This is a genomic window from Streptomyces sp. NPDC001709 (assembly GCF_053596375.1).
The window spans coordinates 146,199-160,565 of the sequence record NZ_JBSFGB010000009.1 but is presented as its reverse complement, the minus strand read 5'-3'; the positions used below and the strand labels follow the sequence as shown (position 1 = coordinate 160,565).

Below are 14,367 nucleotides of genomic sequence, written 5' to 3'. Positions count from 1 at the left end.
AAGCCGCGCCCACCGGAGGCCGTGCGAATGAGAAGGGGTATGCCCGTGTCCCGAGCGTCCGCCCGTCATGTCCTGCCCGAGTTCACCGAGCGCACCAGCAGCGGCGCACGCACGCTCGATCCCTACGGCAAGCTCTTCGAGGACCGGATCGTCTTCCTCGGCACCCCGCTGGACGACGCCGCCGCGAACGACGTGATGGCCCAGTTCATGTACCTCGAACACGCGGCCCCGGAGCGGGACATCACTCTGTACGTCAACTCGCCGGGCGGTTCGTTCAGCGCGCTCACGGCCGTCTACGACACGATGCGCTACGTCAGTTGCGACGTGGCCACCTACTGCCTGGGCCAGGCCGCGTCCCAGGCCGCGCTGCTGATCGCGGCCGGCACACCGGGCAAGCGGTTCGCCCTGCCCGGCGCGCGCATCGTGATCGCGCAACCCCAGCTGCCCGAGCCGGTGCGGGGCCAGCCCAGCGATCTGCTCATCCATGCCGAGGAGTTGACCCGGGTCCGCGCGGTGACGGAGGAGATGCTCGTGCAGCACACCGGGCGCACGGCCGAGCAGGTACACCGCGACCTGGAACGGGACTTGGTCCTGGACGCCTCCGCGGCCGTGGCCTACGGTCTGGTGGACGGCATCGTGCCCAGCCGCCGGAGCATGCCCGGCGCACCGGACGCGAAGTGAGCCGCCGATGCTGCCGGAACTGCCGCCGCTGCCCGCGCTGACCCGCGCCGAAGGTGATCTGATCGACCGTTATCTGGAGGCGGTCGACCTGCTGGGCCGCGTCAATCCCGCGCACGGCGGGGACACTTATCGCGGGCTGCGCGCGGCCCAGGGCCTGGTGCGCAAGGCCGCAGAACTGCGGGACGCCCTCGCGTTGATGCACCAGCGGGGCGAGACGGAGCTGCACGGGGACACGCTGGCACGGGCCTTGCGGGTGCTGGACGGTGAACGCCGGACCGCGCGCGTCGCGCTCCCGCCCGACGGCGTCGGCTGATCCGGGCGCCGGACCAGCCGGACCGGACCCGGGTGTCGACACACGCCGTCCAGACCGGACTTGCAACGACCCGAACGGCGTACCCCCGACCGATGGACATCCGGATCGCTCTCCGGGCCTCCCGACTTGCGCATCGCGCGGGTCCGAGGCTCGGAAGGAAGGGGCTCCGCCCCAGGTCGGAGGCTACGACCGGGACCTGACGGCGCGTCGAACACAGCGTCGTCCACTCGAATGGGTGAGTGGTGAGTAACGCCACAAATCCCCGGTTCCATTGTGATTTTCAGACAGTCATGCGTGAAGATCCCTGTCTGACGACAAGCCCCCGCCACCGCGGCGGGGCGGTCCGGGCGGACGCCGAGTCCTGCCGCCGCCCGGACACCGGTCGACAGGAGTGGATCGGCAGGAGTGGAGGACCCAGGCAAGACGGGTCGCCGGAACGGATGTTCGTCTGCTCGCCACAGACGGCCGGAGGTTCCGAGCAGCCCTTGGGGTGAAGCCGCGGCAACGCGGCCGGGCAACTTCGCCAGCCCGAATCCGACAGGTCATCCTTCACAGGCGGCTGACGAAGGGTTGCGCATGACTGCGCTCAATCGTGTCCCGTCGCTCATGGCCCGGGCCGGCACGGCCTCGGCCCTCACCCTCGCCGCCGTCGGCGGCTCGATCGCGGTGCCCGGTCTCGCCACCGATGCCTCGGCGGCGAGCCTCGCGACCAAAGCACTGCAGGTCGCGGCCTCCAAGAAGGGGGCTCCGTACCAGTACGGGGCCACCGGGCCGCGCAGGTTCGACTGCTCGGGGCTGACGCTGTACTCGTTCAAGAAGGCGGGCAAGACCCTGCCGCGTACGGCCGCCCAGCAGTACAACAAGACGCACCACATCTCCGCCGGTAGCCGCAAGGCCGGTGACCTGGTGTTCTTCCACTCGGGTTCGTACGTCTACCACGTCGGCATCTACGCGGGCCACAACAAGATCTGGCACGCGCCGAGGACCGGGGACGTGGTGCGGCTCCAGAAGATCTGGACGAACAGCGTCTGGTACGGCCGGGTCAGCTGAACCGGCCTCCTACGGCGGGTTCGGCCGCCCCGCCCTCCTACGGCGGGCCTGACCCGACCCGCTACGGCGGGGCCGGCCGACCCCGTCCGCTACGGCGGGTTCGGGCGACCCGAGTCGCTATGGGGGTGCGGTTGACTGGGCCCGCTACGGCGGGTCCGGCCACCCGATCCGCTACGGCGGCTGCGGCTGGCTGGGCCCGCTACGGCAGGGCCGGCTGACCCGTCGTCAGGGCAGGAGCGGCTCCAGCAACAGAGCCGCTCCCGGTACCGTCAGCGCCACCCCGGTGCCCGCCTGGAGTCCACGGGCGGGCCGGGGTCGGCGCAACCACCGGCCCAGCCGGTCCACCAGTAGTGCCACCACCACCTGGAACCACACCAGTGCGCACACGGTCAGCGCGGGGCTCGTGGCAGGCACGAACTGCGGCAGCAGGCTCGGGAAGGTCAGCGACGCCTTCGGGTTGAGGACGTTGGTGCCGAAGCCCTGCCGGAGCGGGTGCGCGGCCGCCTCGCCCGCCGACTCCTCGGGTCCCGTACAGCGGCCACAGGGTGCGCACCCCGAGCTGCAGCACAGCAGCTGCAACGCCCGGAACAGCGCGGGCACCGCCACCAGCACGGTCCAGTTCGTCCGGCGTCTACCGGGCCCGGGCACCACCAGCACCTCGCCCACCACGAGCCGCCCCGATATCCCGTACCCATCACCACCCCCCGCTCGACGTCGCCCAGCCCCTAACCCCCACCTTCACCCGCACGCCCCAATCCGCTCCACGGCCCGCCCCAGCCGCACCCACCCATCGCCCCAGGACCCCGCGCAAACAGACAACCCGGAGAGGGATGCCGGCCCAGTACCCCGCCCCGCCCGGAGGGCTACGGTTCCTGTTGGCCCGCTGCCGGGACCGGCTCCGCCGGGGTGGTCCAGGGGAGTTCGATGGAGACCGTCTTGCCGCCCTCGCGGGTGGGGCGGACGCGGAGTTTGCCGCCGCACTCCGCGGTGAGCCAGCGGATGATGACCATGCCGCGGCCGTTGTCCTGCTGGACGGCGGCGGGCAGTCTCTTCGGGAAGCGCGGATGACTGTCCGTGACGCCGATGCGGAGGTGTTCGTCGCGGTCCAGGGCGATGTCAACCGTGAAGGTGGGTGACTGACCGAAGGTGTGCTGTACGGCGTTCGTGGCGAGTTCGGAGACGATGAGCCGCACGGTGTCGGCCGTCTCGGTGTCCGACGGCAGGCCCCACTCCGCGAGCGTACCCACGACATACGTGCGGGCCGCGGAGACCGAGGCGGGATCGCTCGGCAGAGTGACGGATGCTTCCAGATGGTCTGCCATGGCGACGTCGTCCCTTTCCCACGGGACCGCAGTCCGACACGGAGCGGATGGGTTCGAGTACGGTCCCGGACTGGTGCTTGCTCGTCAGACTGCCACCACCGGGCCGGTCACGGGGAGCGATCCACCAAGATATGCATATATCTGTCGCCCGAAGCGGTGAACTCTACGACGCGAGACCGTATTTGGGCGGCCCGGAAGGAGTAAGGAGGAGCCCATGCAGAACGGGCCGGCAGTGCGCCGCCGCAAACTGGGCGCCGAACTGCGCACGCTGCGTACCGGTGCTGGGCTCACGAGCGGCGAGGCGGCCCGGCTGGTGGGCTGGCACCAGTCGAAGGTGAGCCGTATCGAGACCGGTGCCAGCGGCGTGAAACCAGCCGATGTGCGATTACTGCTGGACGCCTACGGGGTCCAGGACGGGCACCTGCGCGAGTTGCTGCTGATGCTGGCGGGCTCCGAGGACCGAGGCGACCGGCACCACTGGTGGCACGCCTACCGCGGGGTCCTGCCCCCCACGTACCGGGACTTCATCAGCCTGGAGTCGCAGGCGAGCGCGATGCGCACCCTGGAGACCACGGTCGTACCCGGCCTGCTGCAGACGCCCGAGTACGCCCGCGCGGTGACCCGGGCGGCGGTGAAGGATCTGGACGACGAGCGCTTGGACACGCTGGTGGAGGTGCGGCTGGCCAGGCAGGACGTGCTCCGCACCGAACGGCCGCTGAGGCTGAGCGCGGTGCTGGACGAGGCCGTGCTGCGACGCGAGGTCGGTGGCCCCGGGGTGATGGCCCGGCAGCTGGAGCGGCTGGTGGAGGCGGCCCGGCTGCCCCAAGTCCGGCTCCAGGTACTGCCGTTCGGCACCGGAGCGCATGTCGGCCTCACCGGAGCTTTCGTAATCTTCTCATTTCCGAGCACTTCTGATCTGGATGTGGTGGTTCTAGACCAGTTGACGAGTAGCCTCTACCTGGAACGGAAAGAAGACCTCATGGCCTACTCCGAGGCCTTCGACACCCTTCAGTTCCACGCCCTTTCCCCCGAGGAATCGTTGGACTACATCGCCGGGATAGGTGACGGCGCGTAAGGAGGCACCATGACCGCACCGCCTCGGAACGTCCCTGCCAGTACCGACCTGCACGACGTGGACTGGCTGCGCAGCAGCTACAGCACGGGAGCCAACAACTGCGTGGAGACGGCCCGGCCGAGCTCCGGCCCCGGGGCCGGAGCGCTCGCCGTGCGCGACTCCAAGGCTCCGGACGGACCGGCGCTGCTCTTCTCCACCGAGAGCTGGACCGGGTTCATCACCGCCATCTGATCAAAAACGATCACAAGCCATCCATCCACGCGCAAAGCACGGCCGTGTCACGCCGACTCATGGTCGCGTTTCGCAGATGACCCGTACAGCGCGTTCGATCTCCGCCCCGGACAGGTCGGCGCGGGCGGTCAGCCGTAGCCGGGAGATCCCGTCGGGCACGGAAGGAGGGCGGAAGCAGCCGACGGCCAGCCCCGCGGTACGGCAGTCGGCCGCCCAGCGCACCGCCTGCTCCGGGGACGGAGCCCGCACGGAGACCACCGCGGCGTCCGGACGCACCGCTTCCAGACCCGCGGCGGTCAGTCGTGCGTGCAGTTCCGCGGCCACCGCACGGGCCCGCGCCGCGCGCTCGGGTTCACGGACGAGCAGCCGCAGTGCCGCGAGCGCGGCGCCGGCCGCCGCCGGGGCAAGGCCCGTGTCAAAGATGAAGGTCCGGGCCGCGTTGACCAGATGGTCGATCACCCGCGCCGGGCCGAGCACCACCCCGCCCTGACTGCCCAGCGACTTGGACAGGGTGGCCGTGACCACTACGTCGGCGGCGCCCGCGAGACCGGCCGCGTACGGCGCGCCCCGGCCGCCGTCGCCCAGCACTCCGAGCCCGTGCGCGTCGTCCACGACCAGCCCGGCGCCGTGCTCCCGGCACGCCTCGGCCAGCGCGGTCAGCGGTGCCCGGTCGCCGTCGACCGAGAACACCGTGTCGGACACGACGATCGCCGGTCCCCCGTGCGTGGCCAGGGCCTTGCGCACGGCCTCCGGGTCGGCGTGCCCGACGACCTGGCGCTCACCCCGGGCCAGCCGGCAGCCGTCGATGAGGGAGGCGTGGTTGCCGGCGTCGGAGACGATCAGCGAGCCGTGCGGGCCGAGTGCGGTGACCGCGGCCAGATTGGCGGCGTACCCGGAGGAGAAGACCAGCGCCGCCTCGAAGCCGCAGAAGGCGGCCAGCTCGCGCTCCAGCTCGGTGTGCAGCTCGGTGGTGCCGGTGACGAGCCGGGATCCGGTCGAGCCGCCGCCCCAGGTCCGGGCGGCCCGGGCGGCACCCTCGGTGACCTCGGGGTGATGGGCGAGGCCCAGGTAGTCGTTGCTGGCCAGGTCCAGCAGGGGCGAGTCGGCGGGGCGCGGGCGCAAGGTACGTACGAGTCCGGCGCGGCGGCGCGCCTCCGCCTGTTCCTCGATCCAGCCGAACGCCATGACCCCTCCGGTGCTTTTGTAGGTAGCGGACAGACACTAGCGGCACGACCAGCGGCCCAGGGTGTGGCAATACCCACACGGTGAACCGTCTCCGTTGTGCAAACTCTCCTTGGCCCGGGGCGGTCCCGTAGGACAGGATCGGATCTCATGGACCTGCTGAACACGCTGGTGGACAAGGGGCTTCGGCGCGAGCTGCCGACCCGCGAGGAAGCGCTCGCCGTTCTGGCCACCTCCGACGACGATGTGCTCGATGTGGTGGCCGCGGCCGGAAAGGTGCGCCGGCACTGGTTCGGGCGACGGGTGAAGCTCAACTATCTGGTGAACCTCAAGTCGGGCCTGTGCCCGGAGGACTGCTCCTACTGTTCCCAGCGGCTCGGCTCGAAGGCCGACATCCTGAAGTACACCTGGCTGAAGCCGGACGAGGCCTCCCAGGCGGCCGCCGCGGGTCTGGCGGGCGGCGCCAAGCGGGTCTGCCTGGTGGCCAGCGGGCGCGGCCCGACGGACCGGGACGTGGACCGGGTCTCGGAGACCATCAAGGCGATCAAGGACCAGAACGAGCAGGTCGAGGTGTGCGCCTGCCTCGGTCTGCTCTCCGACGGGCAGGCCGAGCGGCTGCGCGAGGCGGGCGCGGACGCCTACAACCACAACCTCAACACCTCGGAGTCCACGTACGGGGACATCACCACCACCCACACCTACGCCGACCGGGTGGACACGGTACAGAAGGCGCACGCGGCCGGTCTGTCCGCCTGCTCCGGTCTGATCGCGGGCATGGGCGAGAGCGACGAGGACCTGGTCGACGTGGTCTTCTCGCTGCGCGACCTGGACCCGGACTCGGTGCCGGTGAACTTCCTCATCCCGTTCGAGGGCACCCCGCTGGCCAAGGAGTGGAACCTCACCCCGCAGCGCTGCCTGCGGATCCTCGCGATGGTCCGGTTCGTCTGCCCGGACGTGGAGGTCCGTATCGCGGGCGGCCGTGAGGTCCATCTGCGCACGATGCAGCCGCTCGCCCTGCACCTGGCCAACTCCATCTTCCTCGGCGACTACCTGACCAGCGAGGGCCAGGCCGGCAAGGCCGACCTGGAGATGATCGCGGACGCCGGGTTCGAGGTGGAGGGCGCCGGAGAGGTGACACTGCCGGAGCACCGGGTCGAGGCCGCGGGCGGCTGCGGATCCGTCTGCGGTTCGCACGAGGGCTGCGGTTCGCACGAGGGCGCGGACGTCTGCGGTAGTACGCCGGACACGTGCGGTACGACGGCCGCGCCGACCGCGCAGGAGGCGCGTACGGACCTCGTCGCCGTCCGCCGCCGGGGCGCCGGAACGGACGTCGCGCCCAATGCCTGACCTGCCCGGCCTGAGCGTGCCCGAGCTGCTGGAGCTGGACCGACGGCATGTGTGGCATCCGTACGGCCCGATGCCCGGACGCGTCGAACCCCTCGTCGTGGAGTCGGCGAGCGGCGTGCGGCTGCGGCTCGGCGACGGCTCGGGCGAACTGGTGGACGGCATGTCCTCGTGGTGGTCGGCGATCCACGGCTACAACCACCCGGTCCTCAACGAGGCGGCGCACCGGCAGCTCGGGCGGATGAGCCATGTGATGTTCGGCGGCCTGACACACGAGCCGGCCGTACGGCTCGCGAAGCACCTTGTCGACATGTCGCCAGAGGGATTGGAGCACGTCTTCCTCGCCGACTCCGGCTCCGTGTCGGTCGAGGTCGCGGTGAAGATGAGCCTGCAGTACTGGCGCTCGCTCGGCCGGCCCGGCAAACAGCGGCTGCTGACCTGGCAGGGCGGCTACCACGGCGACACCTGGCACCCGATGTCGGTGTGCGACCCGGAGGGCGGGATGCACGGACTGTGGTCCGGCGTGCTGCCGCGCCAGGTCTTCGCCGACGCACCGCCCGTCGAGTACGAGGAGTCGTACGCGGACCATCTGCGTGAGCTGATCGCCCGCCACGCGGACGAGCTGGCCGCGGTGATCGTGGAGCCGGTGGTGCAGGGCGCGGGCGGGATGCGCTTCCACTCCCCCACGTACCTCCGGGTGCTGCGCGAGGCGTGCGACGCGAACGACGTGCTGCTGGTGTTCGACGAGATCGCCACCGGATTCGGCCGCACCGGAGCGCTGTTCGCGGCGGAGCACGCGGGCGTCACCCCGGATGTGATGTGCGTGGGCAAGGCGCTGACCGGCGGCTATCTGACGCTGGCGGCGACGCTGTGCACCGCGCGGATCGCCGAGGGCATCTCGCGGGGCGAGGTGCCGGTGCTGGCACACGGCCCGACGTTCATGGGCAACCCGCTGGCGGCGGCCGTGGCCTGCGCGTCCATCGAACTGCTCCTCGGGCAGGACTGGCGGGCGCAGGTCAAGCGGATCGAAGCGGGTCTGTGGGAAGGCCTGTCACCCGCTCGCGGGCTGCCCGGTGTACGGGACGTCCGCGTCCTCGGGGCGATCGGCGTCGTCCAGCTCGACCACGAGGTGGACATGGCCGCGGCCACCATGGCCGCCGTGCGGGAGGGCGTCTGGTTGCGCCCGTTCCGCGATCTGGTCTACACGATGCCGCCGTACATCACCTCGGACGAGGACGTGGCACGGATCGGGCGCGCGGTGTGCGCCGCGGCGCGGGAGGGATGACATGCCGGTACTGGTGATCACGGGGACGGGCACGGAGGTCGGCAAGACCGTCACCACCGCCGCCGTCGCCGCGGCCGCGCTCGCGGCCGGACGCTCGGTGGCCGTGCTGAAGGCCGCCCAGACGGGCGTGCGGCCGGACGAGCCCGGGGACGCCGAGGAGATCGCACGGCTGGCGGGTGCGCTGACGGCCACCGAACTGGCCCGCTACCCCGAGCCGTTGGCGCCGGGCACGGCGGCCCGCCGCGCTGGCATGGCCCCCGTCCACCCCCACGAGGTGGCCGACCGGGCGGCCAAGCTGGCCGCCGAGCACGATCTGGTGCTGGTCGAGGGGGCGGGCGGGCTGCTGGTCCGCTTCGACGCGGCCGGCGGCACCCTGGCCGACGCGGCCGCGCTGCTCGGCGCACCGGTGCTGGTCGTCGCCCAGGCCGGCCTGGGCACGCTCAACACCACCGAGCTGACGGCACTCGAACTGCGGCGCCGAAACCTGGAGTTGGCCGGTGTGGTCATCGGCAGCTGGCCCGCCTCCCCCGACCTGGCCACCCGCTGCAACGTCACCGACCTCCCAGAGGTGGCGGGAGCTCCCCTGCTGGGCGCGATCCCCTCCGGGGCGGGGTCACTGTCACCGTCCGACTTCCGCACATCAGCACCGACTTGGCTGGCCCCCCGCCTGGACGGTACCTGGGACGCGGAGGCGTTCCGGGTCCGGGAGGCACCGTAGCCGAATCGGCATGCGGGCAGGGCCCCGGAATACGCCACGCCGGACCCACGTTCAAAGCGGGAGCCGGGAAACACCGTGTCGAGCCGACCCCACGCCTCCCGACTCCAGAGGCACCGCGGCACCTCCGAAGGACCAGCCTCCGCGCCGGTCCAGCCGACGGTCACCCCACCCTCCAACCAACCGAACCCCCAGACCTGCCGCGCCGGGCAGGGCTGTCGCTGAGGGTGGGAGAGGGGTCGTACGGGGGAGACTGCTCCTAGGTCGTCCAGTTCCGGGAGGTTCGTCATGCGGCTGCTGTCCGCCGGCTCCGACAAGGTGGCCCGGAGTCCCGTTCACCACCCGCTGTTCGCCCGCTACTACGCCCGTGTCAGCGTGAGCGCCGAGACCCGGCTGGGCATGGCCGGGATCCGGGAGCGGCTGCTCGCCGGGCTGTCCGGGCGGGTGATCGAGATCGGCGCGGGCAACGGGCTGAACTTCGCGCACTACCCCGGGACCGTCGCGGAGGTCGTCGCGATCGAACCGGAGCCCCTGCTGAGGCAGTTGGCGCTGGAGTCGGCCCTGCGCGCCCAGGTACCGGTCGACGTGGTGCCGGGCGCCGCGGAGGCCCTGCCGGTCAAGAGCGAGGCCTTCGACGCGGCCGTACTCTCCCTGGTGCTGTGCAGCGTGCGGGACGTGTCACGGACGCTGAGCGAGGTACGGCGCGTGCTCAGGCCGGGCGGCCAGGTGCGGTTCTTCGAGCACGGCCGGGGCGGCGGCCACCTGATGACGCTCACCCAGCGCTCCCTGGACCGGACCCTGTGGCCCGCGCTGACCGGCGGCTGCCATCTGGCCCGGCAACCGGTTGCCGCACTGCGCGGTGCCGGGTTCACGCTGGGTCCCCAGCGGCAGGTGCTGTTGCCGGAGAACGGTCCCGCGCTGCCGACCTCGTACTGCACGCTCGGCGTCGCCTGGCGGCCGCAAGAGCCGAACGCGCGCTGATCTGATCACAGGCTCCAGCGCCGCAGCTCGCGCGCGATGTCGTCGACGCCCGCCGCGCCCTCCTTCACCAGCCGGGCGAGGTCGCGCACCTGCTCGGCCGTGGTGGCCACCTTCTCGCCGCTGGCGAGAAGGTAGGCATAGGCGACCGCGGAGGCGAACAGCGCGTTGGACCGCTCCAGCGCCGGCACGTGGATCAGCAACTGGAGCAGCGAGGCGGCACGGGTGTGCGGGTCGTCGTAGACGGGCACGCCGAATATCTCGGCGCGGTGCCGTGCGACGGCGGCGATCAGCGCACCCCAGTCGGTGACCTGAGGGTCCCCGGGCGTTCTCTGTTCGGCGAGCATGAGGAGCCAGGCGAGGTCGATGCTGAACTCGTTCAAGGGATCAGCGGCCGTCCCCGGTGCCGATGGCGGTGCCGCGGGTCTCGCCGAACTCCTCGGCGAACACGGACTCGTACTGCTTCATGAAGTCGGCGGCGGCCTCGACGAACGTACGGCCGGCCTCCCCGGTGTCCTGTCTGACCAGCTCTTCGATATAGCGGTTGACGCTGATGCCGCGGGCCAGGGCACGCTCGCGGGCCGCGCGGGCGGTGCCCTCGTCCACGCGCACGTTCAGCTGGGTCTTCGCCATGCTTCGACGCTAGCGCCGGGATGCTAGCAAGGCAAGGGCGCGCAGAATCGGTGCGCCGGGTCGGCTTGTCCCCTACGCTCGCCCGGGACGGGCGGTTCAGGCGACCGGGAGGCGCTCTTGTCCACACCTGTTGCACCTGTTGCGCAGCACGCGCCGGACGGCGCCGTCGCGGCCCGCGCCCGCGGGCTGACCAAGGCGTACGGCTCCGGCGAGACGGCCGTACTCGCCCTGGACTCGGTGGACGTGGACATCGCGCGCGGCCGTTTCACCGCCGTGATGGGCCCCTCGGGGTCCGGGAAGTCCACGCTCATGCACTGTCTGGCGGGCCTGGACACGGTGTCGGCCGGCCAGGTGTGGCTGGGCGGCACCGAGATCACCGGGCTGAGGGAACGGGAGCTGACCCGGCTCAGGCGGGACCGGGTGGGGTTCATGTTCCAGTCGTTCAACCTCATCCCGACGCTGACGGCCGCCGAGAACATCACCCTGCCCATGGACATCGCGGGCCGTCGGCCCGACCCGCGCTGGCTGGACCAGGTCATCGACACGCTCGGCCTGCGCGACCGCCTGACGCACCGGCCCGCCCAGCTCTCCGGAGGTCAGCAGCAGCGGGTCGCGTGCGCGCGGGCGCTGGCCTCCCGGCCGGAGCTGATCTTCGCGGACGAGCCGACCGGCAACCTCGACTCGCGGTCCGGTCTCGAGGTGCTCGGCTTTCTGCGCGAGGCGGTGGACGATCTCGGGCAGACGGTGGTCATGGTCACCCACGACCCCGGTGCCGCCGGCCATTCCGACCTGGTGCTGTTCCTGGCCGACGGGCGGATCGTGGACGACATGGAACGGCCGACGGCGGACGCCGTACTGGAGCGTATGAAGCGTTTCGACGTGGTCCGGGGGCGGCTCGGCGAAGGCGACAGCGACGACGGCACCACCCGAGAGGACTGACCGGGTGCTCAAGGCGACCCTGAGGAGTTTCCTCGCGCACAAGGGGCGGCTCGCGCTGTCCGCGCTGGCCGTGATCCTGTCCGTGGCCTTCGTCGCGGGCAGCCTCATCTTCTCCGACACCGTCACGCGCACGTTCGACCGGCTGTTCGCCTCCACCGCCGCCGATGTGACGGTCCAGCCGAAACAGCTGGACCTGAGGTCGGCCCGGGTGAGCGGTTCGGTGCAGACGCTGCCGGCCGCGCTGCGGGACCGGGTGGCGAGGGTCGACGGCGTCGCGGCGGCCCGCGCCGAGGTGTCGGTGCAGAACGCCGTCGTGGTCGACAGCCACAACAGGTCCGTCGGGCCCACCACCGGCGCCCCGACCATAGCGATGGCCTGGTACGTCACCCACCGCAGCCCGGTGAAGCTCACCTCCGGCCATGCGCCGCACGGTGCGGGTGAGGCGCTGCTGGACGCCGACACGGCCAGCAAGAAGCACGTGCGTATCGGCGACACGCTGACCGTGCAGGCACAGCCGGGCACGTTCCGGGTGCGGGTCGTCGGCATCGCCACGTTCACCACCACCAACCCCGGTGCGGCCCTGGTCTTCCTGGACCCGGCGGTCGCGGGCCGCGAACTGCTCGGTTCCTCCGCGCGGGCGACCAGCATCGCGGTGGACGCGGTCAAGGGCCTGCCCGACGCGGAGCTCAAGCGGCGCGTCGGCCAGGCGGTCGGCACCGGCACCTACGACCTGAAGACCGCGAACGAGCAGGCCAAGTCGGCGGCGGCCGGCCTCGGCACGTTCCTGGACGTGATCAAGTACGTGATGCTGGGCTTCGCCGGTGTCGCCCTCCTCGTCGGCGTGTTCCTCATCGTCAACACCTTCTCCATGCTGATCGCCCAGCGCACCCGCGAACTCGGCCTGCTGCGGGCCCTCGGCGCGGACCGCAGGCAGGTGCGGCGCTCGGTGCTCACGGAGGCGCTGCTGCTCGGCCTGGTCGGTTCGACGCTCGGCCTCGCGGCCGGGATCGGGCTGGCGCTGGGCCTGATCCGGCTGATGAGCGCGTTCGGGATGAACCTGAAGGCCACAGAGATGGTCATCGGCTGGGGCACGCCCGTCGCGGCGTACGTCGTCGGTCTCGGCGTCACCTTCGTGGCCGCCTATCTGCCCGCCCGGCGCGCTGCGGCCGTCTCCCCGATGGCGGCGCTGGTCGATGCCGAAGTCGCGGGTGTGGGCAAGCCGTTGAAGGTGCGGGCGATCGTCGGTGCGGTGGTCGGGGCGGCCGGTGCCGCGGCGCTGGCCGGGTGCGCGGCGGCCACGAAGACCGCGCAGGCGGCCTCGCTGCTGGGGGTCGGCGTGCCCCTGACGCTGATCGCGGCAGTGGTCGCCGGTCCGCTGCTGGTGCGGCCGGTGATCCGGGTGCTGGGCGCGGCCTTCCCCGCGCTGTTCGGCCCGGTGGGCCGGATGAGCCAGCGCAACGCCCTGCGCAACCCGCGTCGTACCGGCGCCACCGCCGCCGCGCTGATGGTGGGTCTGGCCCTGGTCGGCGGGATGTCGGTGGCGAGCGCCTCGATGTCCGCCTCCTTCGACCGGCAGATCGACAAGAACCTCGGCGCCGACTTCGTCATCCAGAACACGAACTTCACCCCGTTCACCAAGGAGGTGCGGGACAGCGCGGCCCGCACGCGCGGCGTGGGGCTCGTGGTACCGCAGCGGCTCACCCAGATCGCAGTACGGCTGCCGGACGGACACCGGACCCGGACGTCCGCCGTCGCGTACGGCCCGGGGCTCGACGACGTCGTGCACATCAGTTACGCCCAGGGCGGCTCGGCGGCGGCGCTGGCGGACGGTCATCTCGCCATGGACGCCGACTTCGCCAGGGACCACGGCGTGCGCGTCGGCAGTGCCGTGCCGGTCGAGTTCCCGGGCGGGCGGCACACCGAGCTGACCGTCGCCGCCCTCACCAAGCAGGAGACGGCCGATGGTTTCGGCGCCCAGGGCGGGCTGTACTTCGGCCTCGCCACCCTTGAGAAGTACGTGCCGGACGCGCAGGACTCCGTGCTCTACGTCAACGCGGCCACGGGGACGAAACCGCAGGACCTGCGCCCCCGCCTGGAACACACGCTGAAGCCGTTCCCGCAGGTCCAGGTGCGCAACCAGACCGACTACAAACAGCTCGTCCACGACCAGATCGCCGTCCTGCTCTACCTGGTGTACGCGCTGCTCGGACTGGCGATCGTGATCGCCGTGCTGGGTGTGGTCAACACCCTCGCCCTGTCGGTGGTGGAGCGCACCCGCGAGATCGGGCTGCTGCGCGCGATCGGGCTGGGGCGGCGGCAGTTGCGCCGGATGATCCGGCTGGAGTCGGTGGTGATCGCGGTGTTCGGCGCGGTGCTCGGGCTGGCGCTGGGCCTCGTGTGGGGCGTGTGCATGCAGCGGGTGCTGGCCCTGCGCGGACTGACGGCGCTGGCGATCCCCTGGACCACGATCGTCGCCGTCGTGATCGGCTCGGCGGTGGTGGGCGTGGTGGCGGCTCTGCTGCCCGCGCTGCGGGCGTCGCGCATGAACGTGCTGGCGGCCATCGCCCACGAATGACGTGCCCGGTCGTCGTGAGGGATCATGATGCAGGCTCAAGTCAC

At 71.5% G+C, this 14,367-nt stretch carries 16 protein-coding genes and 1 riboswitch; of the genes, 11 read left to right on the top strand and 5 right to left on the bottom strand.

Annotated features, from left to right (window positions below; genetic code table 11):
* The first annotated feature begins 45 nt into the window (after positions 1–45).
* From ACWC0C_RS16640 to ACWC0C_RS16630, 3 genes are all read left to right on the top strand, one after another.
* The gene (locus tag ACWC0C_RS16640; RefSeq protein ID WP_450864614.1) at positions 46–681 is read left to right on the top strand and encodes an ATP-dependent Clp protease proteolytic subunit; all 636 of its coding nucleotides are present in this window, start codon (positions 46–48) and stop codon (positions 679–681) included.
* A gap of 7 nt (positions 682–688) precedes the next feature.
* Positions 689–994, top strand: a complete 306-nt coding sequence (locus ACWC0C_RS16635; protein WP_449195457.1) for a hypothetical protein — start codon at positions 689–691, stop codon at positions 992–994.
* A 435-nt stretch (positions 995–1,429) separates the two neighbouring features.
* Positions 1,430–1,567, top strand: a riboswitch (cyclic di-AMP (ydaO/yuaA leader).
* 3 nt (positions 1,568–1,570) lie between these two features.
* Entirely contained in the window at positions 1,571–2,044 is a 474-nt protein-coding gene (locus ACWC0C_RS16630; RefSeq protein WP_449195456.1) for a C40 family peptidase, read from the top strand.
* A gap of 225 nt (positions 2,045–2,269) precedes the next feature.
* On the opposite strand, the gene ACWC0C_RS16625 is transcribed toward ACWC0C_RS16630, so the two are convergent.
* Both ACWC0C_RS16625 and ACWC0C_RS16620 read right to left on the bottom strand, forming a co-directional pair.
* On the bottom strand, positions 2,270–2,713 hold the full coding sequence (locus ACWC0C_RS16625; RefSeq protein WP_450864613.1) for a LysE family translocator: 444 nt from the start codon (positions 2,711–2,713) through the stop codon (positions 2,270–2,272).
* A 194-nt stretch (positions 2,714–2,907) separates the two neighbouring features.
* Positions 2,908–3,366: an ATP-binding protein gene (locus ACWC0C_RS16620; RefSeq protein WP_449195454.1), complete on the bottom strand. Its 459-nt coding sequence runs from the start codon at positions 3,364–3,366 to the stop codon at positions 2,908–2,910.
* A gap of 214 nt (positions 3,367–3,580) precedes the next feature.
* Between ACWC0C_RS16620 and ACWC0C_RS16615 the strand changes: the two genes are divergently transcribed.
* On the top strand, positions 3,581–4,441 hold the full coding sequence (locus ACWC0C_RS16615) for a helix-turn-helix domain-containing protein (protein ID WP_449195453.1): 861 nt from the start codon (positions 3,581–3,583) through the stop codon (positions 4,439–4,441).
* 9 nt (positions 4,442–4,450) lie between these two features.
* Positions 4,451–4,672: a DUF397 domain-containing protein gene (locus tag ACWC0C_RS16610; RefSeq protein ID WP_450864612.1), complete on the top strand. Its 222-nt coding sequence runs from the start codon at positions 4,451–4,453 to the stop codon at positions 4,670–4,672.
* 57 nt (positions 4,673–4,729) lie between these two features.
* On the opposite strand, the gene ACWC0C_RS16605 is transcribed toward ACWC0C_RS16610, so the two are convergent.
* Positions 4,730–5,857, bottom strand: coding sequence for an 8-amino-7-oxononanoate synthase (locus ACWC0C_RS16605; RefSeq protein ID WP_450864611.1), 1,128 nt, complete (start codon positions 5,855–5,857; stop codon positions 4,730–4,732).
* 147 nt (positions 5,858–6,004) lie between these two features.
* Here ACWC0C_RS16605 and bioB point away from each other — a divergent pair, with 147 nt between their 5' ends.
* From bioB to ACWC0C_RS16585, 4 genes are all read left to right on the top strand, one after another.
* Positions 6,005–7,201, top strand: coding sequence for a biotin synthase BioB (gene bioB / locus ACWC0C_RS16600; protein ID WP_450864610.1), 1,197 nt, complete (start codon positions 6,005–6,007; stop codon positions 7,199–7,201).
* Positions 7,194–8,483, top strand: coding sequence for an adenosylmethionine--8-amino-7-oxononanoate transaminase (locus ACWC0C_RS16595; RefSeq protein ID WP_450864609.1), 1,290 nt, complete (start codon positions 7,194–7,196; stop codon positions 8,481–8,483). Before bioB ends, ACWC0C_RS16595 begins: the two co-directional genes overlap by 8 nt.
* Before the next feature lies 1 nt (position 8,484).
* Positions 8,485–9,201: a dethiobiotin synthase gene (gene bioD / locus ACWC0C_RS16590; RefSeq protein ID WP_450864608.1), complete on the top strand. Its 717-nt coding sequence runs from the start codon at positions 8,485–8,487 to the stop codon at positions 9,199–9,201.
* A gap of 285 nt (positions 9,202–9,486) precedes the next feature.
* Positions 9,487–10,179 carry a class I SAM-dependent methyltransferase gene (locus ACWC0C_RS16585; protein WP_450864607.1) on the top strand — a complete coding sequence of 231 codons (693 nt, stop codon included), beginning with the start codon at positions 9,487–9,489 and terminating at the stop codon, positions 10,177–10,179.
* 5 nt (positions 10,180–10,184) lie between these two features.
* On the opposite strand, the gene ACWC0C_RS16580 is transcribed toward ACWC0C_RS16585, so the two are convergent.
* Positions 10,185–10,559 (bottom strand): fic family toxin-antitoxin system, toxin component, encoded by a 375-nt coding sequence (locus ACWC0C_RS16580; protein ID WP_449195446.1) that lies wholly within the window; start codon positions 10,557–10,559, stop codon positions 10,185–10,187.
* 4 nt (positions 10,560–10,563) lie between these two features.
* Positions 10,564–10,809, bottom strand: coding sequence for a toxin-antitoxin system HicB family antitoxin (locus ACWC0C_RS16575; protein ID WP_449195445.1), 246 nt, complete (start codon positions 10,807–10,809; stop codon positions 10,564–10,566).
* A gap of 117 nt (positions 10,810–10,926) precedes the next feature.
* Here ACWC0C_RS16575 and ACWC0C_RS16570 point away from each other — a divergent pair, with 117 nt between their 5' ends.
* Complete coding sequence (locus ACWC0C_RS16570) at positions 10,927–11,748, top strand: ABC transporter ATP-binding protein (protein WP_450864606.1); 822 nt, start codon at positions 10,927–10,929, stop codon at positions 11,746–11,748.
* Between the two features lie 4 nt (positions 11,749–11,752).
* A complete protein-coding gene (locus ACWC0C_RS16565) occupies positions 11,753–14,323 on the top strand; it encodes an ABC transporter permease (protein ID WP_450864605.1) in 2,571 nt (856 codons plus the stop codon).
* Positions 14,324–14,367 lie beyond the last annotated feature (44 nt).